The following is a 23,413-nucleotide window of genomic DNA, read 5'->3' on the forward strand; positions in this document are numbered from 1 at the left end:
GGGGAAACGCGGGGCTATCAATACAGGTTCTCATAGATCTCCTGGTATCGGTCGTAGGGGGAGAAGCGGTCATTTTCGGTGGTGCTCTCTTTGGGCAGATACTCCACCAGACCGGCGCTCTGGAGGTTTTGGATCAGGCTGCGGCACAGGGAGTAGCGGCCCTTGGCGTAGGCCTCGTCGATCTGCCAGAACCAATCCATGGCCTGGAGGGATTTCTCCTGGCCCTCCACCTTCTGAAGCAGGGTGGTCTTCTCCGACTGCAGGTCCTGGGCGGCGGTCTGGAGCTGCTGCTCCAGGCTGGCTACCTGGTCCCGCAGTTCTTCGTTCTCTTTGTACAGGTTGTCCAGAGACTGGACGGCGGTGACGGACTGCTGAAGGTTGTCGATCTGCTCCTGATTCTCCTGCTGGAGCAGCTGGTTCTGGCGGCGCTCCATGATGAAGGTGAACAGCAGCAGGACGAAGGCCGCGGCGAACAGGATGGTGATATACTGGAAAACCGACCGCTGGCGGCGCTTCTGCTGGCTGCGGGAGGAGCGGCGCTGGGGATGGCTGTTCTCCCGGGAAACGGGCTCCTCCTGGGGCGCGGACTCGGCCTGGGGAGCGGGGGAGGTCTGCTTTTCCTCACTCATGGCTGGACACCTCCCCTCCGTTCAGGCTCTGGAGCAGGGCCAGCAGCCCTTCCAGGTCCTGGTCGTTGTAGTATTCCAGCTCAATGCGGCCCTTTTTGCCCTTGTGGGCGATCTTGACCTTGCGGCCCAGGCGGCCGGACAGGTCTTTTTCCAGCTCCCCCAGGTAAAGGGACAGGTCGGGGCCGTCGGGCTGGGGCTTGTCCTTTTTCTCCTTCTGGAGGGCCTTGACCAGGGCCTCGGTCTGGCGCACGGAGAGCTGTCCGTCTATGATCCGCTTGGCCGCCTCCCGCTGGAGGGCTGGGGAGGGGAGGGCCAGAACGGCGCGGGCGTGTCCCGCGGACAGCTGGCCCTCCTCCATCAGGACCAGCAGATCCTCGGGCAGGGCCAGCAGCCGCAGGGTGTTGGTGACGGCGGGGCGGGATTTGCCCATCCGCTGGGCCACCTGCTCCTGGGTCAGGCCGTATTCCTCCATCAGGGTCTGGTAGCCCCGGGCCTCCTCGGCGGGATTCAGGTCCTCCCGCTGGAGGTTTTCAATCAGGGCCAGTTCCATCACCTTCCGGTCGTCGGCCTCGATGATGACGGCGGGGACCTCGCTGAGCCCGGCGGCCTTGGCGGCCCGCCAGCGCCGCTCGCCGGCGATGATCTGGTAGTAGCCCGTGGCCAGCCGGCGGACGGTCAGGGGCTGGATGATACCGTGGATGCGGATAGACTCGGTCAGGTCGTCCAAAGCGTCCTGGTCAAACCGCTTCCGGGGCTGGTTCAGCCCCGGCTCCACCTGGAAGATGGGCAGGGAGACGGCGCCCTCGCCCTGGGGCTGCAGGTCCGGGTCGCCCAGCAGGGCGTTGAGCCCCCGGCCCAGACCCAGTTCTGTTTTTCGTTTTGCCATGTTGCACCCCTTTTGAGATAAAAAATATGAGGTAAGAGATATGCCGGTGAGGCAGGACCGCCGGATGTTTCACGTGAAACCTCGCCGGCGTGGACTGCGTATCGTTCGCTCCGCCCTGGCGGGCAGAGCTCACTCATTTCGTCACGCCTCCTCTCCAAACCGGACCCGCTGCGCTGGACTCCGGGTTGGGCACTGCCCTACGGGCGGCAGGGGAGGGGAAAGCGGCTTAGTTTTTATTGTGGATGGAGGCGATCTCGCTGGCCAGGGCGGCGTAGGCCTCGGCGCCCCGGGAATAGGGGTCGTAAGCCGACACCGGCTTGCCGTGGCTGGGGGCCTCGGAGAGCCGGACGTTCCGGGGGATCACCGTGGCGTAGACCTGGCCGGGGAAGAAGCGCTTGACCTCCTCCGCCACCTGGAGCGACAGGTTGGTGCGGCTGTCAAACATGGTCAGCAGCACGCCCTCCAGAGTCAGACGGGGATTCAGCTTCCGCTTCACCAGCCGGACGGTGGCCAGCAGGTCGCTGAGCCCCTCCAAAGCGTAATACTCACACTGGACAGGTACCAGCAGGGACCCGGCGGCGCACAGGGCGTTGACGGTGAGCAGCTCCAGAGAGGGGGGGCAGTCGATGAAGATGTAATCATAGTTGGGGGAGAGCTGGTCCAGGGCCTGCTGCAGCAGCTTTTCCCGGTCTTCGATCCCAATCATCTCGATGCCTGCGCCGGCCAGAGCCTTGTTGGAGGGCAGCACGTCGCCGTATTTGGTGGAGACTACCGCTTTTTTGGGGTCGGCGTCGTTGATGAGCACGTCGTAGACGTTGGGGGAGGCGGCGTTCTTGTCCACACCCATGCCCGAGGTGGCGTTGGCCTGGGGGTCGAAATCGCACAGCAATACCCGCTTGCCCAGTCCATGGAGGGCGGCGGTGAGGTTTACGGTGGTGGTGGTCTTGCCTACCCCGCCTTTTTGGTTGACAACGGCAATGATCCTGGCCATGGGGCGCCTCCTTGATAATTCTGTGCCTGTCCCCGCGGGGCTTGGCAGAAAATTATTATATCAACCACCGCTGTGCATTTCAACCGTTTTCACGGTTTTTTCTTATTTTAAGGTGGAACAAGGAGGATAGAAATGTTTCACGTGAAACCGCGGCGGCAGGGACGTGGCGCTGCCGAAAGGAAAGATGTGGGAAGCGGGGGCCGACTCAGATAAAAAACCGCGCGTCCCAGTCGAGACGCGCGGAGCAAAGAGAGAAAAGCAGTGGGGTCAGGGGGCGGCCCGGCGGGGGATCTGGATGGTGAGCAGGATGGCGTCGTCGGTGTCCTCCCGGCGGCACTGGGCGTTCACCCCGGCGGACCGCATCAGGTCCAGCCCCCGGGTGAGGGTGTTCAGGAACAAGCGGACATCCTTTACAATAAAGGTGGGGCGGCGCTTTTCCGGCTTCGGCTGGGCGGAGAGGAGGGACTCCACCAGGGCCTCCGTCTGGGCCACCGTGAGGGAGCCCTCGGTGACCTGGCGGGCGGCGGCGCGCTGGGCCTCCGGGTCCTCCAGCCGCAGCAGGGCCCGGGCGTGGCGCTCGGTGCAGCCCCCGTCCCGCAGCAGGGTGAGAACATCGGGGGGCAGCTTCAGTAGCCGCAGCTTGTTGGCCACGGCAGACTGGCTCTTGCCCAGACGGCGGGCCGCCTCATCCTGGGAGAGGTGGTACGTGTCGATCAGGGTACGCAGGGCCTGGGCCTCCTCCAGAAAATCCAGATCCCGGCGCTGCAGGTTCTCCACCAGGGCCAGCAGGGAGGAGGACTGGCTGTCCGCCTGGATGGACAGGCAGGGGACCTGGGACAACCCGGCCAGACGGGCCGCCCGGAGGCGGCGCTCCCCGGCCACCAGCTCCCAGCCCCCGTTTCGGCGGCGGACCGTCAGGGGCTGGAGCACCCCAAGGGCTTGAATGGAGGCGGCCAGCTCCTCCAGCTCCGGCTGGGAGAACCGCTTCCGGGGCTGGTCGGGGTTGGGCACAATGGCGTCTACAGGAAGAAAGAGCACTTTTCCCGTGTCAAAGATCCCTTTTTTATTCAGCAGCCCCATGAACGCCGCCTCCTTCCGTTGCGCTACACCTATAGTTTACCATATTATGGAAAATAAAAGGTCGAAATACCGGAGACAGTCAAAATATTTTGACAGATTTCAAACCCAATTGCCCAAAAGAACGGGAGGACAGGCAGAAAATTAGACAAAATCGCCCATAAATTGAAAAATACAGCTTCTCCCCTTGTAAGAAATGGAAAAATACAGTATAATGGGGCCAGACGGAAAAGGAAACAAACCCGGGGCAAGGACGCCCCAAGCGCCCGCGGTCAGCGGTCCAGCCGGGAGGGCGGGCCGAGGCCGTTTTGTTGTCTCTCCCGGCCGGCCTAAGGCGGGGAGCATGAGAAAGGAGAGAGCGTATGAAATCGAAGAAGATGCCTCTGGCCATGTGGATCTTTGTGGGCCTGGTAGTGGGTGTTGCCGCCGGACTGATCCTGATGGCGGTGCCCAACGGCGTGGGCATTGCCAAGAGCTATATCAAACCCTGGGGCACCATTTTCCTGAACCTGCTGAAGTTCATCGTGGTGCCCATCGTCCTGTTCTCCATCGCCTCCGGCGTCATCTCCATGCAGGACATCAGCCGGGTGGGCTCCGTGGGCGGAAAGACCGTGATCTATTACATGTGCACCACCGCCTTCGCCGTCATCCTGGCCCTGATCCTGTCCAGCGCCGCCAAAGCCATGCACCTGTTCACCGCCCTGTCCACCTCCGGACTGGAGTACACACCCCCTGAGGGACAGAGCCTGATGAACACCATTGTCAACATCTTCCCCTCCAATATCATTGCCCCCCTGGCCAACGCCACCATGCTCCAGGTCATCGTCATCTCCCTGCTGCTGGGCTTCGGCATCCTGCTGGCCGGGGAGAAGGGCCTGGTGGCCGCCCAGGTGGTGGACAGCTTCAACGAGGTGTCCATGAAGATCATGGACCTGATCATCAAGCTGTCTCCCGTCGGCGTGGCCTGCCTGATCTGCCCCGTGGTGGCGGAGAACGGCCCGGAAGTGCTGGGCAAGCTGGCCATGGTGCTGCTGGTGGCCTATGTGGGCTACATCGTCCACGCCCTGATCGTCTATTCCAGCACCGTGAAGGCTCTGGGAGGCGTGTCCCCCGCGGCCTTCTTCAAGGGCATGGCCCCCGCCATGATGATGGCCTTCTCCTCCGCCTCCTCGGTGGGCACCCTGCCCTTCACCCTGGAGTGCTCCGAGCGCCTGGGCGCCCGGCGTGAGGTGGCCTCCTTCGTCCTGCCCCTGGGCGCCACCATCAACATGGACGGCACCGCCATCTACCAGGGCGTCTGCGCCGTGTTTATCGCCTCCTGCTACGGCATTGACCTGACCATCGGCCAGATGGCCACCATCGTCCTCACCGCCACCCTGGCCTCCATCGGCACCGCCGGCGTTCCCGGCGCGGGCATGGTCATGCTGGCCATGGTGCTCCAGAGCGTCAATATCCCCGTGGAGGGCATCGCCCTGGTGGCGGGCATCGACCGCATCTTCGACATGGGCCGCACCACGGTGAACATCACCGGCGACGCCGCCTGTGCTGTCATCGTCTCCAAGCTGGAGGACCGGAAGGCCGCCCGGACCAGCGGCGCGGTGAAGTGAGCCGGGACCGGTCCTGCCGCCTGACACCAGATCTGAACCAAACAGAAGAAAGAAAACGGCCGCGCCCTCAGGCGCGGCCGTTTTGCGGCCCGGAGTCCGGCCAAAGACCGGAAAAAGGAAGAACTTCCGAGGCGTTTTCCGGAAAAACCAAGGGAAATCCCCCGCCGCCCTTGTAAAAAAAGAAAAAAGGCATTATAATATCATTCACTGAAAATGCGCCGGGGACCCGGAGCCTGACCGGGACCCCAATCATTTCAAGATACGGAGAGGATATATACTATGGAACGCACCACCATCGCCGCCATCTTTGCCGACCAGGAGGCCCTGGGCGGACAGACCGTCACCGTCTGCGGCTGGGCCCGGACCATCCGGGATATGAAGACCTTCGGCTTTATCGAGCTCAACGACGGCTCCTGCTTCAAGAACCTCCAGGTGGTCATGGACGCGGCCGTCCTGGACAACTACAAGGAGATCGCCTCCCAGAACGTGGGCGCCGCCCTCATCGTCAAGGGCCAGGTGGTCCTGACCCCGGAGGCCAAGCAGCCCCTGGAGGTGAAGGCTGCCTCCATCGCCGTGGAGGGCGTGTCCGCCCCCGACTACCCCCTGCAGAAGAAGCGCCACAGCGTGGAGTTCCTGCGTACCATCCAGCACCTGCGCCCCCGGACCAACCTGTTTTCCGCCGCCTTCCGGGTCCGCTCCACCGCCGCCCACGCCATCCACTGCTTCTTCCAGGACCGGGGCTTTGTCTATATCAATACCCCCCTCATCACCGGCTCTGACTGCGAGGGCGCCGGCGAAATGTTCCAGGTGACCACCCTGGACCTGAACAACGTCCCCAAGACCGAGGACGGCCAGGTGGACTACTCCAAGGACTTCTTCGGCAAGAAGACCAGCCTGACGGTATCCGGCCAGCTCAACGCCGAAAACTTCGCCATGGCCTTCGGCAATGTGTACACCTTCGGTCCCACCTTCCGGGCCGAGAACTCCAACACCGCCCGCCACGCCGCCGAGTTCTGGATGATCGAGCCGGAGATGGCCTTCGCCGACCTGAACGACTACATGGACACCGCCGAGGCCATGATCAAGTATATCATCAACTATGTGCTGGAGAAGTGTCCCGACGAGATCAACTTCTTCAACTCCTTCGTGGACAAGGGCCTGAAGGCGCGGCTGGAGCATGTGGCCGGCTCCGACTTCGGCCGGGTGAGCTACACCGAGGCGGTGGAGATCCTGAAGAAGGTCAACGACAAGTTTGACTACAAGGTGGAGTGGGGCACCGACCTCCAGACTGAGCACGAGCGCTATCTCACCGAGCAGGTATTCAAGCGCCCGGTGTTTGTCACCGACTACCCCAAGGAGATCAAGGCCTTCTACATGCGCCTCAACGACGACGGAAAGACCGTGGCCGCCGCCGACTGCCTGGTTCCCGGTATCGGCGAGATCATCGGCGGCTCCCAGCGTGAGGAGCGCATCGACGTGCTGGAGACCCGGATCAAGGAGCTGGGCATGAAGCCCGAGGACTACTGGTGGTACTGCGACCTGCGCCGGTACGGCTCCTGCCGCCACGCCGGCTACGGCCTGGGCTTCGAGCGGATGGTCATGTACCTCACCGGCATCAGCAATATCCGGGACGTGGAGCTGCACCCCAGAACGGTGGGCAACGCGGAGTTCTGATTATATTGAGAATGGCCCCGGCGGTTTGAAACCGCCGGGGCCTTGCTTCATGTTACCGCACCCGGTTTTTCAGCGGCTCTCCGGCCAGATAGCGGCGCAGGTTGTCCTGAGCGATCCGGATGCACTCCTTCCGGGTGATCTCCAGGCGCATTCCGCCGGCCACATGGGGGGTGATGAGCAGGTTGGGGATGTCCCACAGGGGGCTGTCCTCAGGCAGGGGCTCGGGCACCGTCACGTCCAGGGCCGCGCCCCACAGCTTGCCCTCGCCCATGACCCGGACCAGGGCCTCCTGGTCCACCGCCGATCCCCGGCCGGCGTTGATGAGGATGGCGTCATCCTTCATCAGCCGCAGCCGCGCCTCGTTCATCAGCCCGGCGGTAGTGGGGGAGTGGGGCAGGGACAGGGCCACCACGTCGGCCTGGGGCAGCAGCTCCTCCAGCTTGTCCATGGTGTAGACCTGGTCAAAACCGGGGAGGGGGCCGCTGACTGTCCGCTTCAGGCCGATGGTCCGGGCCCCCAGGTTTTTGCACATTCCGGCGAAGGTGGAGCCGATATTCCCGGCGCCCAGCACCAGCACGGTACCGCCGTGGATGGTCTTCATCACGCCCTCGTCCGTCCAGCGGTGGGCCTGTTGGCTGTCCCGGTAGGTGGGCAGGCGGCGGCACAGGGCCATCACACAGGCCAGCATGTGCTCCGCCACGCTGATCCGGTTGGACCCGCTGGAGGAGGTCATAATGACCCCTTCCGGCAGAATGCCAGGGGCCTCGTATTCATCGGTGCCCGCCCACATGGTCTGCAGCCACTTGAGGCGGACCGCCTTGTGCAGGTCCTTGGGGCGAGGCCAGCCCAGGATGATGGTGGCCTGGGCCAGCTGCTGGTCAGTGATCGTTCTGCGACCGGCGTAGACGTGGACAGCGTCGGGGGCGATGGCTTCAAATTCTTCCTTTTCCTCCCCATGGATGGGGAGAAGGTTCACGATATATTCAGACATGGGATACTCCTTCCGATTTGATCAGTAAGTACATTATAATCCGGGGAGAAAAAAGCTGCAAGCCATATTCCGCCTCAAACGCATCTTCGCCCGCAGTTTCCCGGGGGGCGGCGCGAAAAAACCGCTCCCCGGCGGGGGCAAAAAAGGCGGTGCAGGAAACAGACAGAAAAGGAGGAAAAATATGGAGAAAAACCGGGAAAATTTTTTGAAAAAGGGATTGCAGGGCCGGGGAATTTTTTGTAGAATGGATGCGTGTCATTCCAGGGCGGTATGCTGCGGAAACGGGATAAGGCCCGTTTTCCCCTGTGGAAAGCGCCCGGTATATTTCCCGGAAGACGTTTCAGCGCACAGGCGCTGAGAAGGGCGGCCCGCTGAGACCGCCGCTCCCGCCAAGCCCCGTGGTTTTGGCGGGGGAATAGGATCAGACAGCGTGGCCCGATTGCTCCGGGCCATTGTCATTTTTGCGGAAGGACGGAGAAAAACATGGAACTGCTCAAGCAGCGTATCCGCCAGGACGGCACCGTGAAGGGAACCGACGTATTGAAGGTGGACAGCTTCCTCAACCACCAGATGGACGTGGCCCTCTTTGAGGAGATCGGCAAGGAATTTCAGCGGCGCTTCGCGGGATGTGGAGTGAACAAGATCCTGACCATCGAGGCCTCCGGGATCGGCATCGCCTGCGTCGCGGCCCAGTCCTTCCGCTGCCCGGTGGTCTTTGCCAAGAAGAGCCAGAGCAAGAACATCGCCGGGGAGGTATACACCACCAAGGTGGAGTCCTTTACCCACGGGAAGGTCTATGACGTCATCGTGTCCAAGAAGTTCCTGGGCCCGGAGGACCGGGTGCTTATCATCGACGACTTTCTGGCCAACGGCGCGGCCCTGGAGGGCCTGATGGACATCGTGCACCAGGCCGGAGCCACCCTGGTGGGCGCGGGCATCGTCATCGAGAAGGCCTTCCAGCCCGGCGGCGACCGCATCCGGGCCAGGGGCGTCCGGGTGGAATCGCTGGCCCGGATCAAGTCCATGTCTGAGGAGAACGGCGTGGAGTTCGCGGAGGACTAAAGCGGGCCGGAGGCCCGCCCTCACGGCAAAGCCCAGCGAAGCGGGTTTGCCGTGAAGAGGAGGAGCAGCGGAGTGAGCGAGCCTTGCCGTATACGGCGAGGTGAGTGATACGTAGCTCGCGACGACGAGCGTGGAATTTGTGGAGGATTAAAGCCGAAAAATTCGGTTTTAATATAAGAGGGAAACGATCCCAAGGAATGAAAAGATCAAACCCAACAAAACTAAGGAGGACAAGCAAGTTATGAAGAAGATCCTTGCAATGGTCATGGCCATGGCCATGGTGCTGTCCCTGGCCGCCTGCGGCGGCGGAGACAAGTCCAGCGCTTCCGCCGGTTCTGCCGCCAGCGCCGGTTCCGCCGGGAGCGCCGCTTCCGCCAGCACCGCCGACGCCGCCGAATTCAAGGTGGGCGCCATCTATATCAACAGCAAGAACGACACCGCCGGTTACACCTTTGCCCACCACAACGGCATCACCACCGCCATGAAGGAGCTGGGTATGGACCCCGCCACCCAGCTGGTCATCGTGGACGAGGTGCCTGAGGACAAGGAGCAGGTGCTGGCCGCCATCGACACCCTGGTGGGTGAGGGCGCCAACATCATCTTCGGCATCTCCTTCGGCTATATCGACGCCATGGCCGAGGCCGCCGAGGAGTACACCGACGTGGTGTTCTCCCACGCCACCGGCTATATGTCCAACGACACCAACTTCAACAACTACTTCGGCCGCGCCTACCAGGCCCGTTACCTGGCCGGCATCGCCGCCGGTCTGAAGTCCCTGGAGACCGGCAACAATAACATCGGCTATGTGGCCGCCTACGGCACCGAGTACGCCGAGACCTGCTCCGGCATCAACGGCTTTGCCCTGGGCGTCCAGTCCGTCAACCCCGACGCCAAGGTCTATGTGAAGAAACTGGGCGCCTGGGGCGACGAGGTCAACGAGTCCGCCTTTGCCAAGGAGCTGATCGACAGCTACAACTGCGGCGTCATCTCCCAGCACTGTGACTCCGCCCAGCCCCAGATCGCCGCTCAGGACGCCGGCGTGTTCGGCTGCGGCTACAACTCCGACATGACCCCCGACGCTCCCAACGCCCACCTGACCGCCGCCATCTGGAACTGGAACGTCTACTACCACACCGCCATTGAGGCCGCCATGAACTGCGGCGACGCCTCCAACTTCGTCACCGCCATGGGCGGCGGCGCTTACTACGGCGGCCTGAAGGAGGGCTTCGTGGACGTGTCCCCCCTGAACGAGGCCACTGTCGCCGCCGGCACCCAGGACGCCATCGACCAGGTCAAGGAGCTCATCGTCTCTGGCGACTGGGATGTGTTCACCGGCGTGAAGCTGCACATCACCGTGGCTGACGGCGCGGCCACCGTGGAGAAGGCCGACGAGGCCCTGGTGGACAACACCGGCGCTGAGATCGTGGCCGCCGGCGGCCCCTCCGTGGAGGACGGCGTCATCACCGGCTCCATGAACTACTATGTGGAGGGCGTAGAGGAGGCCTAAGGCCCTGCCCCCTTATCCACGCGCGAGACCCGAGCATCACCGGGCCGGCTGGTCATCCGGCCGGCCCGGTTTGGTTTTTGCTCCCTGGACCGGGCGGACCCGGCCCGGAGAGGAAGGACCAAACCGGAACACAGGGGCGGCCAATGGCCGCCCATTGCGCCATAGGCGGGCGGCGGCGACCGCCCCCACTGGATTTTGGAGAAAAGGAGAGAACGCCATGCCAGAACAATACGCCATCGAGATGCGGGGCGTCACCAAGACCTTCGGCAGCGTGGTGGCCAACAAGGACGTGGACCTGACCCTGCGGCAGGGGGAGATCCTGGCTCTGCTGGGGGAGAACGGTTCGGGCAAGACCACCCTGATGAACATGCTCTCGGGCATCTACAAGCCGGACAAGGGCGAGATCCGGGTGGACGGAAAAACCGTGTCCATCGACTCCCCGGAGGACGCTAAGAGGCTGGGCATCGGCATGGTCCACCAGCACTTCAAGCTGGTGGACGTGTTCTCCGCCGCCGACAACATCTGGATGGGCCGAGAGAAGGCGGGGCTGACCCTGAAGGGGGACCGCTATGCCGAGATCGGGGAGATGGTCAAAAAGTTCGGCTTTGACATCGACCCCAAGAAGAAGGTCCGGAACATGGCCGTCTCTGAGAAGCAGACCCTGGAGATCATCAAGGTGCTGTATTACGGAGCCAAGGTCATCATCCTGGACGAGCCCACCGCGGTGCTCACCGTCCAGGAGATCGAAAAGCTCTTTGAGGTCCTACGCCGTATGAAGGAGAACGGCCACTCCATCATCATCATCACCCACAAGCTCAACGAGGTGATGGAGATCTCCGACCGGGTGGCCATCCTCCGGAAAGGGGAGTATATCACCACCGTCAACACCGCCGATACCAACGAGCAGGAGCTCACCGAGTGGATGGTGGGCCGGAAGGTGGACCTGAACATCGACCGCCCGGTGGTGGAGAAGACCCGGCCCCTGCTGGAGATCCGGGACCTGACCATCAAAAACGACGAGGGCGCCGTAGCCATCGACCATGTGAATTTCTACATCCGCGGGGGCGAGATCCTGGGCGTGGCGGGCATCGCCGGCTGCGGCCAGAAGGAGCTGTGCGAGGCCATCGCCGGCCTGCGGCCCATCCAGTCCGGCCTGATGATCCACAAGGGGGACAACATTGTGGGCCTGTCCCCCAAGGCCATCCTGGAGAAAGGCATCTCCATGTCCTTCATCCCCGAGGACCGGCTGGGCATGGGCCTGGCGCCCTCCCTGTCCATCACGGACAACATGATCCTGAAGAACTACTCCGAGGCCAGGGGCCCCTTCGTGGACCGGAAGGGCGGCCGGGAGGACGCCCAGCGGGTCATTGAGGAGCTGGAGGTGGTCACCCCCTCCACCGAGACCCCGGTGCGCCGCCTGTCCGGCGGCAACGTCCAGAAGGTGCTGCTGGGCCGGGAGATCAAGGCCGGCCCCAACGTCATCGTCACCGCCTACCCGGTGCGGGGCCTGGACATCAACTCCTCCTACGCCATTTACAACATCCTCAACCAGCAGAAGGAGGCCGGGGTGGGCATCCTCTTCGTGGGCGAGGACCTGGACGTGATGCTGGCCCTGTGCGACAAGATCATGGTGCTGTGCCACGGCAAGGTCATGGGCGTGGTCCACGCCCACAAGACCTCCAAGGAGGAGCTGGGCCTGATGATGACCGGCGCCCTGGACCTGACCAACAAGTATGAGGACAAGCCCGCCGGTTACGCCAAGGACACCAACATCACCGACGAGGAGCTCCGGGAGCTGGAGCAGCGGGAAGGGGAGGAGGAGCAGCCGTGAGATTTCATGTGGTAAAGCGGGACAACTGTCCCCTGTGGAAAAAGCTGTGCCTCTATGTGCTGGCGGTGGCCGCCGCCCTGGGGCTGGGCGCCCTGGTGCTGCTGGCCATGGGGGTCGACCCGGCCGCCTACTACTACCGGATGTTCACCATGGGCATGGTGGGCAACAAGATCGCCTACAAGACCTTTGAGAACTACCTGAAGGTGTTCGTCCCCCTGGCCCTGACCTCGGTGGCCCTGTCCCTGGCCTTCAAGATGCGCTTCTGGAACATCGGCGGCGAGGGCCAGTTCATCCTGGGCGCCGTGGCCGCCGCCACCGTGGCCTTCAAGCTGGGGCCCTCCCTGCCCGGAGCGGTCACCCTGGTGCTCATGTGTCTGGCCGCCATGCTGTGCGCCGGGCTGTACGGCGCCTTTGTGGCGGTGCTGAAGGTGAAGTTCGGCACCAATGAGACGCTGATGACCCTGATGCTCAACTATATCGCCCTGTACTTTATCACCTTCCTGGGGGAGACCAAGGCGGACTGGAACTTCTATCTGGACCCCAAGTCGGTGCGTCCCATCTTCGCCAGCTTCGCCGATATCGTATCCTTCCCCAAGATCCCCTTGGTGGGCAAGTTCAGCCTGAACGTATGCGTTATCTTCACCCTGGTCATCGGGGTGCTGGTCTTTATCTACCTCAAGTACACCAAGCATGGCTATGAGATCGCCGTGGTGGGCGACAGCGCCGGCACCGCCCACTACGCGGGCATGAAGGTGAACACCATCGTGCTGCGCACCGTCTTTCTCTCCGCCTGCCTCATCGGTCTGGCCGCCGCCTTCAAGGTGGGCACCGCCGGCATCCTGTCCACCGCCATCACCGACGACGTGGGCTGGACGGGCATCATCGTGGCCTGGCTGTCCCAGATGAACACCGCCGTCATTTTCCTGGTGTCCGCCCTCATCTCCATGCTGCGCTACGGCTCCACCATCGCCGCGGCCACCTTCTCCCAGGTGGACTCCAGCTTTGCCAACATGCTCCAGGGCGCCATTCTGTTCCTGGTGCTGGCCGCCGATTTCTATACCCGTTTCCGGGTGGTCCCTGTCCAGAAGGGAGGCAAAAACTGATGGAAATGAATCAATTAGGGGTGGTCACCACCTTTGTTCACAACATCGTGGTCTATAACATCCCCCTGCTCTACGGCACCGTGGGCGAGATCGTGGTGGAGAAATCCGGCAGCCTGAACCTGGGCGTGGAGGGCATCATGGCCGTGGGCGCCATCTTCGGCTACATCATCGGCTGCTATACCAACAGCATGGCAGTGGGCATCCTCACCGCCTTCCTGTTCGGAGCCCTGTGCGGCCTGCTCTTCGCCGCCCTCACCGTCTCCCTCCAGGCCAACCAGAACATCACCGGCTTGACCCTGACCACCTTCGGCCTGGGCGTCTACTTCTTCGTGGGCAACGGCCTGAAAGCGGTGGCCTGGCCCGCCATGAACGACTACGCCAACATCAAAAACGGCTTTGCCGACCTGGCCATCCCCGGCCTGTCCCAAATCCCCGTCATCGGCCGGGGCCTGTTCAGCCACAATGTGATGGTCTATCTGGCCGTGGCGGTGGCCCTGGCCATGTGGTGGTATCTCAACCGCACCACCCCCGGCCTGCGGCTGCGGGCTGTGGGCGAAAACCCCGGCGCCGCCGACTCGGTGGGCATCAACGTGAAGCGGTATAAGTACGTCCACACCATGCTGGGCTGCGGCATCATGGGCATCGGCGGCTACTATATGGCCCTGAATATGTCCGGCTCCTTCAACAGCACCTGCTGGATCAACGGCTACGGCTGGATCGCGGTGGCCCTGGTCATCTTCGCCAACTGGAACCCCGCCCTGGCTATCCTGGGCACCTTCGTCTTCGGCTTCTTCAACACCCTGCGGGTGTCTGGCTCCAGCCTGGCCGCCGCCTTCCCCGGCACCCTGGGCTGGCTGGCCGCCATCCCCACCCAGGTGTATCAGGCGCTGCCCTTCGTCATCACTGCCGTGGTCCTGGTGGCCACTTCGGTGCGGAAACGGGAGGGCTCCGGCCTGCCCGCCTCCCTGGGCCTGAACTACTTCCGCGAGGAGCGGTAACTTTAAGAGAAAAAATGCCTGACCGGACCCGGTCAGGCATTTTTTCTGTCCGCGGCAAAGCCGCCGGTGCGGACTCCGGTCATAACCGCCCTGTTCCCCGCATAGGATGTGGGTACAAGCATGCGCGGGACAAGGGGTGGTACCATGAGGGGAGAGCGGCTGTATCTCACGGCCCTGCGCCGGGGAGTGGCCTTAGGGCTGGTGCTGACGGCCCTGTGGGGCGGGAGCCGCCTGGTGGACCCGGCCTGGCTGAGGGACAGGCTGGAGGAGCCGGCCGGACTGCAGACAGCCCTGCTGGCCCGGCAGCTGGGCGGGGCGGAGGAGAAGCCCCGGGCCCTGGAGGGCTGGGGGCGGCTGATCTTGGCCCAGTCGGCCCCGTTGGCCGCCGGGGAGGAGGAGGTCCTCCGCCTGCGGGCGGAGGGGGGCGGGAGCCAGGAGCTGCCCGGAGAGGAGGCCCACGACGGGGACGGAGACGACCAGGAAGAGCCCGACCTCCAGCCCCAGGCCGAGGAGGACGGCGTCGTGGAGATGACCGCCCGGGGGAAGCAGGAGGGCAAGTACCTCTGGGGCGAGGGCGTGTACCTGTATAACCGTACTGACCTGGACCTGGATGCCTCGGTGCTGTCCCAGGGCGCCGTGGACGTGCCCCTGGGGGAGGGGCCCCAGATCCTCATCGTCCACACCCACGGCAGCGAGGCCTACTCCCAGACCGACGGGGACTTTTACGAGGAGAGCGACCCCTACCGGACCACCGACTGCACCCACAATGTGGTGAAGGTGGGGGAGGAGATAGCCACCGTGTTCCGGGCCCACGGCTTCCAGGTGGTCCACGACACCACTCTCTTTGATTACCCCGCCTACAACGGGGCCTATGACCGCTCCAAGGCGGCGGTGGAGCAGTGGCTGGAGCAGTACCCTACCATCCGGATTGTGCTGGACGTCCACCGGGACGCCCTGGTGGGGAGTAACGGAGAGGTCTACAAGCTGGTCAGCGAGGAGGCTGGGAACAAGGTGGCCCAGGTGATGCTGGTGGTGGGCAGCAGCGGCTCCGGGGCGGAGCACCCCCGCTGGAAGGACAATCTGGCCTTCGCGGTGAAGCTCCAGCAGGGGCTGGTCCGGGGGTACAGCAGTCTGGCCCGGCCCATCGTCCTGCGCAACAGCCGCTATAACCAGCAGCTTTCCCCCGGCTCCCTCCTGGTGGAGGTAGGGGGCCACGGAAATACCCTGTCTGAGGCCATCGCCGGGGCGCGGCTGTGGGCGGACAACGTGGCCCGGACCCTGCTGGCCATGAAGGAAGAGCAATAAAAGAGGGCCGCGGAAAACCGCCGGCCCCAATCAAACAACGAGACCCGGACGCCAGCTCCAAAGCGTCCGGGTCTTGTTGTTGAAAAAGAGGATTAAAATGAAACGAACTGTCTCTTGCAGATTTTATGATAAAGGAGAGTTATTAAAAAATCCAACCGGAATTGTTACATAAGTTTTAAATCTTTGGGGCGCGCGGGAAATTTGGCCCGGCCCCCGCACCCTCCGGGACGGCGGAAAAGAGAGAAAGACCGGCGGGAGGACCGCCAGTCTTTCAAAAATTGGAGGATAGAATGAAAAGATGTTCTTGCCTTGCGAGTATGAGTATACCCAAGGGTTATTAAAAAAGTTAACTCCAAATGTTACAAAAGATTTAAATCTTTTTTGGCGGCTTTGACGGCGGCGCCCAGTCCGGTTTTCCCCGCAGGGACTCAAAAAAGTCCTGGAGGACGGCCTCGCACTCCTGCTCCAGCGGCCCCTGGTAGATCCGGGGGCGGTGGTTGAACCGCTCCTCAAAGAGGTTGAGCACCGAGGCGCAGCACCCGGCCTTCTCATCCCGGGCCCCGTAGCGGATGGCGTCGATGCGGGCGTTGATGATGCCCCCGGCGCACATGGGGCAGGGCTCCAGAGTGACGTACAGGGTGCAGCCGTGGAGCCGCCAGCTTCCTGTCCGGGCGCAGGCGTCCCGGATGGCCTCCAGCTCCGCGTGGGCGGTGGCGTCCCCCCGCTCCTCCCGGCGGTTCCGGCCCCGGCCGATGACCTGGCCGTCCTTCACGATGACGCAGCCCACGGGCACGTCCCCCTCCGCCGCCGCCTGCCGGGCCAGCTCCAGGGCCAGCCCCATGTAGTATTGGTGGTCCATGCTCCCGCCTCCTTTTCCCTTTACAGTGTAACCCAGCCGCCGGGTTTTCGCAAGAAGGAAGCGGACCCCATACAGCGGCGGGAGGGCCCGAGCCGCCATTCTAAGAAATTCGTAAATTAAAATCTAGTAATATCAATAGGGAAAGTGCTATACTGTGCCGAGAATGTGGCATATGAAAGCGGTGGTCATCTTCATCTGATGACCACCGCTTTTTCTGTTCTGTTATGGTTTATGGTCAGCCGAGGATCAGAGTGGCCCAGCCCTCCGCGCCGGCGGCCAGGACCAACACCGCAGCCCAGGTCAGCGCCGCTTTGATGTATTCGCTTCTCTTCATATTTTTACACCCCTTCATGGAATTATTCGATCATGTCAGTCCGAAAAACTACACTGTACCATGGAATTATTGCGGCTTGCGCTGCGTGGCGTCCGCTGCTCCCGGAATGTCCCGTTGGAGAACAGCAGGCCCCGGTCATTGATGAACTCCCCCACCGTGGCGATGGTCCCGTCACGGTCCAGGAAGGCCCACCGGCTATTTGTAGTGCGCCGGATGGCCTCCAGGACCGCCGGGTCATCCAGGTCCTCCCGGCTGCGCAGGAAGAACCGCAGAAACTCCGTGATATAGTGGGCGGTGTCGCTGTACTCCCGGTCCGTCCAATCGCTGGTCAGCCGGATCACGCCGTTATGAGCCACGCCCACAGGACAGGACACGTCCAATAATTTACAGTCCTCCATGTGAGAAGTCAGCGGGAATGGGTGGGTCATCTCGGGCCCCACGCCCGCCTGGGTGGAGATGCGGCAATGGTAAACCACCGGGTCGGCGGCGGTGAATTGCTCGCGCCGGACCGCGCGGATGAAGTCATCCCACACCATGAACCCCTTATAGATCTCCACATGGTCCCCACGGACCGACATATAGCCGGCGCCGTGGGGGTTGTTGGTGAACATGCGGCGAAGCTGTGCCTCGCTGGGCTGCCGGATCCCCGCCGCAGACGCGCAGATGATACACATGGTCAGCCCTCCTCCCCGTCCGGGTCCAGGGCGTCGAAAGAGCCCCAACATCCGATTTCGTCCGACGTGAACCCGTCCAGCCTCTGGAGCACTGCATACAGTCCGCGGTAATACTTGTTGACGATCCGGAAGAAGCGCTTTTCGTGCTCCTCACCCTCGATCTGGTACTGCGCTGAGCGCAGGAAGGAGATCACGCCATAGACGGCCCGCCGCAGGTCCTTCACGGCGTCCGGCTGCTCCAGGGTATAGCCACGGCGCATCAGCTGGAGGCCCGTAGCCTTGGCGGCCTCAAACTCCGTCAGATAGTCGGCGCTGTCCTGCTCCCGCTGGTGGTCGTGGTACTGCTCCGCCACAGCCGCCGCGTTGATGGCATAGACCCGCTGGAGGTCCCGCCGCACGTCCTCCGCCTCATAGGGGCGATGCTCTCTCCTGTTCCACAGGTACATGACCGGCTCTCGGTAGTAGTTTTTCGTCTCGATGACGGCGGCCAGGAATCCGGCGGCCTTGGTATACTCCTTCTTGTCGATCACAAAGCTACTCATAATTTTTTACCTCCGTTACTGTAATTTTTTATTTACTTGCTGTTTAGGTTTGTGTTTCTACGTTGCTTCTTGTAGTTTTCTGTCACACCGACCCACATATTTTTCCATGGGGCGGTGTAATTTTTTTAGATCAGCTCCACCCGCTGGACGGTGGTCCGGATCTTCTCCAGTTCCGCCGCGGTGATGGTTCCGGCGTCCTTGCAGTGGGATTTGAGGCGGTCGAACACATACTGATTGCAGCCGGCGAAAATCTTTGTCAGGTCATCGCACTCGGACCAGGAAAGAGTCTTGACCGCGTCGCACAGGTGAAACACACATTCCATTGTGTTACGGAAGCAGGCGTAATTTTTTTGGCCGCCCACCAGCCGGATCTCAATGCGTCCGGTGTTCCAATGGCCCAGGTTGAAGCTGACGCCGTGGTTGGAGGAGCAGGACCCCAGGTCCAGGGACTTGCAGTAGTCCATGCTGTGAGCCATGCGGCTACAGTAGCCGGTCCGGTTCCGGTCCCGGTGGAACAGAGCACAGCAAAGGTCATAGTGCTTGTTGACGATGTAGTACAGCTTGCGGACGGCCTCCGTCTGGGCCTTGTCGCTCCGGCCAAACAGGCCGCGGGAGATATTGACGTGCATGCCGCAGTTGGGGCCACAGGTGATCCCGAAGGCGGGGAAATAGGTGTTATACATCAGCTTAAAATTGCTGTAGTTGTTGCGGATGAACTCTCGGGTCATGATCTGGGTGATGCACTCCGCGCTGGTATCGCCGGACAGGCTGCCGTCACGCTGGAGCTTGAACAGGTCCGCCGGGAAGTGGGGGAAGATGATCTTGTTGAGCACTTCCGCCAGGACCTGGGGGTTATGGATACCGCTGCACTCCGTCTCGATCTCCAGCCCGAAGCCCTTCAAGGGCTTTCCGTCTGCGCGCTGGAAGCTGGCGTCAAGTGAAATATAACGGTCGCTGGTGTAATATTTGTTGGACTGGAATCCCTCGAAGGCGTAATTCTCATTGCGGAAGTTGCCGCCGTGGTAGCCGGCGATCTGGCTGATGGACGCCTGCTTGGTCTCTTTTGCTTCTTTTCTCATGGTTTTACCCCTTTCTTTTTCCGGCGGGGTGTGGTATAATATCCACGCCCCTTATTACTTTTAGTTCGTTCATGTGGGCTGCCCTGTTGAGTGTTGCGAGCGCTCAACGGGGCTTTCTTTTTGCCCGGGTGGTTTGGATTTTTACAGCGGGACTTGGAATTATTTCCCGCCCTGTGCCTAAATCATAAACCACTTAATACGTGTACGTCAATATCGCATGTTAAACAAATTATTAAGTGGCTTTTTGTGCACAATAACCACTTATTAAGTGCGCAATATCACCACTTGACAAGTGGGCTGTTTTTGGTACACTTATTGATAAGAAAGAGGGGTGCTATTATGCCAAGAAAGTACACTGACGCAAGGAAGGAAAACAACAGGAAATGGGACGCTGAGAACCTGGACAGAATGTCGCTTGCGCTCCCAAAGGGGCAGAAAGAGCGCATACAGGCCGCCGCCGCCGCATCAGGAGAGAAAAGCGTTAATTCCTGGATCTCCAAGGCCATCGAGGCAAGGCTTACCGGAGCGCAGGCCCAGGACCAGGCACAGCAGCAGCCAGCGCAGCCGGACGGGTTGACGGTGACCATCAGGCCGGAGGACCTGGACAAGATGCACGCTCATCTGGAGCTTTACGGGCTGGACCTGGAAAAGTTTATCCATCGGGCCATCAATACCCAGATAAAGAACGATCTCAACGCAAAAACGCTTGGAATTCCGATGGAGCGAGAAGCTGACGAAAACAAAAGGATGATTCAAAAGGGGGACTGCCTGGACCTCACCCAGGCCGAAGGCTTTACCGTGGATCAGCTTGAGCGCGCGGCGGATCAGTGCGGCCAGAGCGTCAATGAGTGGGTCCTGGAGGCCATCAGGGAAAAGATTTGACAGCAGGAAATGAAAAGCCCGTCCGGCGCTGATCCGGGCGGGCTGTTTTTGTAAAAAGAAAAGAATCAAAAGAAAAAAAGGTATATATATACTACGGTACTATATAGGCCTACGGTAGTACTACGGTACTACGCTATAACTACGGTACTACGGTTCTACCGTATACACTCATAGCCTACAAAAAATTTATATACTACTTCTCTTCTACGGTGGCGGTATTAGTACAATCACGGTATATTACATCCACGGTACTACCACGGTATGATACTACCACGGTACTTCCGTGGGCTATGACAGTGTAGGCCTACACGGTATAATCAAGAGACGGTAGAAAAACGTAAAAAACACGGGGACTGGTGTAATAAAAAACGCGGATAATACAGTGAGTATTACACGATTTGTTGTAATTTTGTAGGCCTATAGATCCTCGGTACTACTGTAGGCCTACAAGGGGCCGCCTCCGCCGCAAAAATGGAAAATTTAACTGCATATTAACGACAAAGCCTGCAATACCAATGGTTTGCGGGCTTTCTGTGTCATTTATGGGGAAATATGGGGCAATTACGGGCTGCCGGGCGGAATGCGATAAAGGGTCTCGGCGGGCGCGGGGTGGGGTGGCACTTCCCGGATTTCTACAAGGGACCATGTAACGATCCCCCCCGGGGGTGGCGGAAAAAGGGGCGGGCGGTGAAAGGACGGGTGTATGGCTGTATCCCCACGTCCTCTCAACCTGTCCCTGCGCCTCTCAACACGACCTCTTCCCCGCCGCCATGTGGGGGCAGCGGAAAAACAGGGGGCCTGGTCAGAAAATCCTTGAAGTAATTTTTTGTAATACACAGTAAATGTTAGTAAATAGCTGTAAACACGAAAAATTCCCACTTGAAATCCGCGAAAAAGTTGTTTATTCTCAGCTTGGAAGATAGCATCTTCCCTCCTCTTTCCGCTCCGGTTTTGCCATTTTCCCGGGGCGGTTCAACGAATGAGCCGGAGACGGCATGACATACAGCAAGGCTTTGGCAAAGGATTTTTAGCAGGGTGAACACCAGGAAGGGAGGTGTCTTCATGGCGGGAAAGAGAGGCAACCCGAATTTCAAGGCGAAGCGCGGCGAGGCGGGCTACACAGAGCGTAACACCGGTCCTGCCACGAAGGCGGCGATTGAGGCATGCGCCACCTTCCCCACGGCTGAGAAATTCACCGAAGCGGCAGACCGGTACTTCGACGAGTGCGACGAGACGGGCGTGCTGTACGGGGAGGCCGGCCTCTGTCTGGGGCTGACCAAGTACAACGAGAAGGGCCGGACGGTGACCCTCAAGGCGCTGCGCAACTGGTACGACGGGGAGAGCTGCGCCTGGCTCCAGGACGCGGTGCAGACGGCCTATCTCCGCATCCAGTCGCAGATCGAGAGCGACCCCCGGTATCAGGAGAAGGGCGGCATGGCCACCCGGGGAATCTTCCTCCAGAAGCAGATGCGCTTTGGCGGCTACCAGGACAAGATCGAGGCCAAGACGGACGCCACGGTGAAGATCATCCACGGGTCCACCATGGACGAGAGCGACTTCCAGTGAGGTGGGGGGCATGGAACAGGTTTTCATGGGGCTTGTGCTCCTGCTGCTGGTGCTGGACCTGGCGGTGACGGCGGGGCTGTACTGCCGGATGTGCCTGCCAAGCCGGGAGGAGCGCAACGAGCGGGCGGTGGAGCGTGCCATGGAGCAGGAGGCCGCCGACCCCATCGACGAAGGATTTGAGAACATCATGCGGTTTTCCGTCAACGGAAAGACCGGATTTGAGACGGAGTAGCGGGAAAGGGGCGTGAGGACCATGGCGGTGAACAGGACGGTGCAGGCCATCTTCGACAAGGCCATGCACCTCATGGACGCCCAGAACGAGAGCACCGGAAACACAGATACCAGCGACACCCGGGAGTACAAGGTCAGGACCATCGGCATCCTGAACAACCTGCTGGACCTGGTGTACCCGGCCAGCGACACCTTCGCCATCGGCGGGGACGGGAAGCGGCCGGCGCTGGATGACATCACAAGTTTTGAGGACGAGCTGGACCTGGACGCCCGCATTCTGCGGGACGTGCTGCCAAACGGGCTGGCGGCAAAGCTGCTCAGCGAGGAGAACCCAAGCCTTGCCGACTACTTCCAGCAGTGCTTTGAGCAGAGTCTGGCGGAGGCAAGGGCGCGCATACCGGCGTGCTTTGAGAGCATCGAGGACGGCCTGCCATACGGCGGGATCGAGTACGGAGAATTCGGGTCCTGGTAAGGGCCAGAATGCTGCAAAGTAAAATCAGCGCACACCACAGCGCTGGAAATAACCAGTAGACCAACTGGGAAGGAGAACGAACCATGGACGAGAACACCAGCCTGACCACGGAGCAGGAGTCCGCAGACCAGCAGGACGCTTTTCTGGAGAGTTGGGAGGACGAGGACGCCGAGGCCACTGAGCCCGCAGACCAGCAGGACCAGAAGCCGGAGGACAAAGCGGACCGGGGGTCGGACGCGGAAGCGAGCCAGCCCGCAGCCGGGACCGAACACGCTGGCGGAAACGCGGAAGCGGACAAGGCCGAAACCAAGGCCGATGGCGCCGAAACCGTGAACGCCAAGCCGGAGGAGCAGAATGCTCCCCATACGTGGAACGTCAAGCACATGGGCCAGGAGCGGACCCTGGGCGTTGCCGATGTGACGCCGGAGCTGCTTCAGAAGGGCCTGGATTACGACCGCATCCGCGGGAAGTATGACGAGGCCAAGCCTGTCATGGAGATGTTCAGCCAGTTCGCCAGGAACGCGGGCATGAGCATCCCAGAGTACGCCAGATTCATCCGCTCCGAGGCCAAGCGGGCCGGGGGCATGAGCGAGGCGGAGGCGAAGCGGGCAGTTGAGCTTGAGGACCGCGAGGCCGCCGTATCCGCCAGGGAGGCGGAGCAGCAGGCAGAGGCCGAGGCGAAGAAGGACGGGGAGGACCGGGTACGGGACGACCTTTCCCAGTTCGCCAAGGCATAAGTCAAGAGATGCCCAGCTGGGTACGTAACTTGGAACAGAGTCGAGCGGACAAGGGGCTTCCAACGTTAAGTGGAATCGGCGCTAGCAGTTCCAGCAGCTCCAGCAAGTCGAGCGTCTCTGGAAGCTCAAGCAACTCCAGTAAATCCAGCAGCTCCAGCAGCTCCGGCAGCTCCAGCAGTGGCCGTGTGTCACAGGATATTAAGACGCCGTCCTCTGGAAGCTCTGGAGGTTCCAGCAGCTCCAGCAGTGGCCGTGTGTCACAGGATATTAAGACGCCGTCCTCTGGAAGCTCTGGAGGTTCCAGCAGCTCCAGCAGTGGCCGTGTGTCACAGGATATTAAGACGCCGTCCTCTGGAAGCTCTGGAGGTTCCAGCAG

23 protein-coding genes are annotated in these 23,413 nt (G+C 61.4%); 13 read left to right on the plus strand and 10 right to left on the minus strand.

The genetic code is table 11. From position 1 onward, the window contains the following. Positions 1-17: 17 nt before the first annotated feature. The 4 genes from I6E42_RS10405 to I6E42_RS10420 form a co-directional block, all read right to left on the minus strand. The gene (locus tag I6E42_RS10405; protein WP_235371872.1) at positions 18-629 is read right to left on the minus strand and encodes an MreC domain-containing protein; all 612 of its coding nucleotides are present in this window, start codon (positions 627-629) and stop codon (positions 18-20) included. Then, on the minus strand, positions 622-1,515 hold the full coding sequence (locus I6E42_RS10410) for a ParB/RepB/Spo0J family partition protein (protein ID WP_235371873.1): 894 nt from the start codon (positions 1,513-1,515) through the stop codon (positions 622-624). Before I6E42_RS10410 ends, I6E42_RS10405 begins: the two co-directional genes overlap by 8 nt. 226 nt (positions 1,516-1,741) lie before the next feature. Continuing rightward, on the minus strand, positions 1,742-2,506 hold the full coding sequence (locus I6E42_RS10415) for a ParA family protein (RefSeq protein WP_235371874.1): 765 nt from the start codon (positions 2,504-2,506) through the stop codon (positions 1,742-1,744). Between the two features lie 267 nt (positions 2,507-2,773). Continuing rightward, the gene (locus I6E42_RS10420) at positions 2,774-3,586 is read right to left on the minus strand and encodes a ParB/RepB/Spo0J family partition protein (RefSeq protein ID WP_235371875.1); all 813 of its coding nucleotides are present in this window, start codon (positions 3,584-3,586) and stop codon (positions 2,774-2,776) included. Between the two features lie 359 nt (positions 3,587-3,945). Here I6E42_RS10420 and I6E42_RS10425 point away from each other — a divergent pair, with 359 nt between their 5' ends. Beyond that, the gene (locus I6E42_RS10425; RefSeq protein ID WP_235371876.1) at positions 3,946-5,190 is read left to right on the plus strand and encodes a dicarboxylate/amino acid:cation symporter; all 1,245 of its coding nucleotides are present in this window, start codon (positions 3,946-3,948) and stop codon (positions 5,188-5,190) included. 279 nt (positions 5,191-5,469) lie between these two features. Then, entirely contained in the window at positions 5,470-6,864 is a 1,395-nt protein-coding gene (gene asnS, locus I6E42_RS10430) for an asparagine--tRNA ligase (RefSeq protein WP_235371877.1), read from the plus strand. Between the two features lie 52 nt (positions 6,865-6,916). Here the strand turns inward: asnS and I6E42_RS10435 are convergent, their stop codons facing one another. Further along, positions 6,917-7,855 (minus strand): D-2-hydroxyacid dehydrogenase, encoded by a 939-nt coding sequence (locus I6E42_RS10435; RefSeq protein ID WP_235371878.1) that lies wholly within the window; start codon positions 7,853-7,855, stop codon positions 6,917-6,919. A gap of 483 nt (positions 7,856-8,338) precedes the next feature. Here I6E42_RS10435 and I6E42_RS10440 point away from each other — a divergent pair, with 483 nt between their 5' ends. The 6 genes from I6E42_RS10440 to spoIIP all read left to right on the plus strand — a co-directional run bounded on the left by I6E42_RS10440 (position 8,339) and on the right by spoIIP (position 15,661). Then, positions 8,339-8,917, plus strand: coding sequence for a xanthine phosphoribosyltransferase (locus I6E42_RS10440; protein WP_235371879.1), 579 nt, complete (start codon positions 8,339-8,341; stop codon positions 8,915-8,917). A 241-nt stretch (positions 8,918-9,158) separates the two neighbouring features. Then, complete coding sequence (locus I6E42_RS10445; protein ID WP_235371880.1) at positions 9,159-10,424, plus strand: BMP family ABC transporter substrate-binding protein; 1,266 nt, start codon at positions 9,159-9,161, stop codon at positions 10,422-10,424. 217 nt (positions 10,425-10,641) lie between these two features. After that, complete coding sequence (locus I6E42_RS10450; protein WP_235371881.1) at positions 10,642-12,255, plus strand: ABC transporter ATP-binding protein; 1,614 nt, start codon at positions 10,642-10,644, stop codon at positions 12,253-12,255. Next, positions 12,252-13,358, plus strand: coding sequence for an ABC transporter permease (locus I6E42_RS10455; RefSeq protein ID WP_235371882.1), 1,107 nt, complete (start codon positions 12,252-12,254; stop codon positions 13,356-13,358). The genes I6E42_RS10450 and I6E42_RS10455 overlap by 4 nt, the downstream gene beginning before the upstream one ends. Beyond that, a complete protein-coding gene (locus tag I6E42_RS10460) occupies positions 13,358-14,356 on the plus strand; it encodes an ABC transporter permease (RefSeq protein ID WP_235371883.1) in 999 nt (332 codons plus the stop codon). The genes I6E42_RS10455 and I6E42_RS10460 overlap by 1 nt, the downstream gene beginning before the upstream one ends. A gap of 120 nt (positions 14,357-14,476) precedes the next feature. Continuing rightward, positions 14,477-15,661 carry a stage II sporulation protein P gene (gene spoIIP / locus I6E42_RS10465; RefSeq protein ID WP_268841968.1) on the plus strand — a complete coding sequence of 395 codons (1,185 nt, stop codon included), beginning with the start codon at positions 14,477-14,479 and terminating at the stop codon, positions 15,659-15,661. A gap of 370 nt (positions 15,662-16,031) precedes the next feature. Here spoIIP and I6E42_RS10470 read toward each other — a convergent pair whose 3' ends face one another. The 4 genes from I6E42_RS10470 to I6E42_RS10485 all read right to left on the minus strand — a co-directional run bounded on the left by I6E42_RS10470 (position 16,032) and on the right by I6E42_RS10485 (position 19,149). After that, positions 16,032-16,520, minus strand: a complete 489-nt coding sequence (locus I6E42_RS10470; protein WP_235371884.1) for a nucleoside deaminase — start codon at positions 16,518-16,520, stop codon at positions 16,032-16,034. A gap of 369 nt (positions 16,521-16,889) precedes the next feature. Next, positions 16,890-17,528 carry a class II glutamine amidotransferase domain-containing protein gene (locus I6E42_RS10475; protein ID WP_235371885.1) on the minus strand — a complete coding sequence of 213 codons (639 nt, stop codon included), beginning with the start codon at positions 17,526-17,528 and terminating at the stop codon, positions 16,890-16,892. 2 nt (positions 17,529-17,530) lie between these two features. After that, positions 17,531-18,070 carry a hypothetical protein gene (locus I6E42_RS10480; RefSeq protein WP_235371886.1) on the minus strand — a complete coding sequence of 180 codons (540 nt, stop codon included), beginning with the start codon at positions 18,068-18,070 and terminating at the stop codon, positions 17,531-17,533. 125 nt (positions 18,071-18,195) lie between these two features. After that, positions 18,196-19,149 carry a hypothetical protein gene (locus tag I6E42_RS10485; RefSeq protein WP_235371887.1) on the minus strand — a complete coding sequence of 318 codons (954 nt, stop codon included), beginning with the start codon at positions 19,147-19,149 and terminating at the stop codon, positions 18,196-18,198. Between the two features lie 339 nt (positions 19,150-19,488). Between I6E42_RS10485 and I6E42_RS10490 the strand changes: the two genes are divergently transcribed. The 5 genes from I6E42_RS10490 (at position 19,489) to I6E42_RS10510 (ending at position 23,037) form a co-directional block, all read left to right on the plus strand. Then, on the plus strand, positions 19,489-20,031 hold the full coding sequence (locus tag I6E42_RS10490) for a hypothetical protein (protein ID WP_235371888.1): 543 nt from the start codon (positions 19,489-19,491) through the stop codon (positions 20,029-20,031). A 1,062-nt stretch (positions 20,032-21,093) separates the two neighbouring features. Continuing rightward, positions 21,094-21,597 carry a hypothetical protein gene (locus I6E42_RS10495; protein WP_235371889.1) on the plus strand — a complete coding sequence of 168 codons (504 nt, stop codon included), beginning with the start codon at positions 21,094-21,096 and terminating at the stop codon, positions 21,595-21,597. Between the two features lie 10 nt (positions 21,598-21,607). After that, entirely contained in the window at positions 21,608-21,829 is a 222-nt protein-coding gene (locus I6E42_RS10500; protein ID WP_235371890.1) for a hypothetical protein, read from the plus strand. A gap of 21 nt (positions 21,830-21,850) precedes the next feature. Further along, complete coding sequence (locus tag I6E42_RS10505; protein WP_235371891.1) at positions 21,851-22,300, plus strand: hypothetical protein; 450 nt, start codon at positions 21,851-21,853, stop codon at positions 22,298-22,300. Between the two features lie 83 nt (positions 22,301-22,383). Next, entirely contained in the window at positions 22,384-23,037 is a 654-nt protein-coding gene (locus I6E42_RS10510) for a hypothetical protein (protein WP_235371892.1), read from the plus strand. A gap of 1 nt (position 23,038) precedes the next feature. Here I6E42_RS10510 and I6E42_RS10515 read toward each other — a convergent pair. Then, positions 23,039-23,413, minus strand: a 375-nt coding sequence (locus I6E42_RS10515; RefSeq protein WP_235371893.1) for a hypothetical protein, incomplete at its 5' end; no start/stop codon positions are given.

Source organism: Pseudoflavonifractor phocaeensis (assembly GCF_021531815.1).
Classification (GTDB): domain Bacteria; phylum Bacillota; class Clostridia; order Oscillospirales; family Oscillospiraceae; genus Lawsonibacter; species Lawsonibacter phocaeensis_A.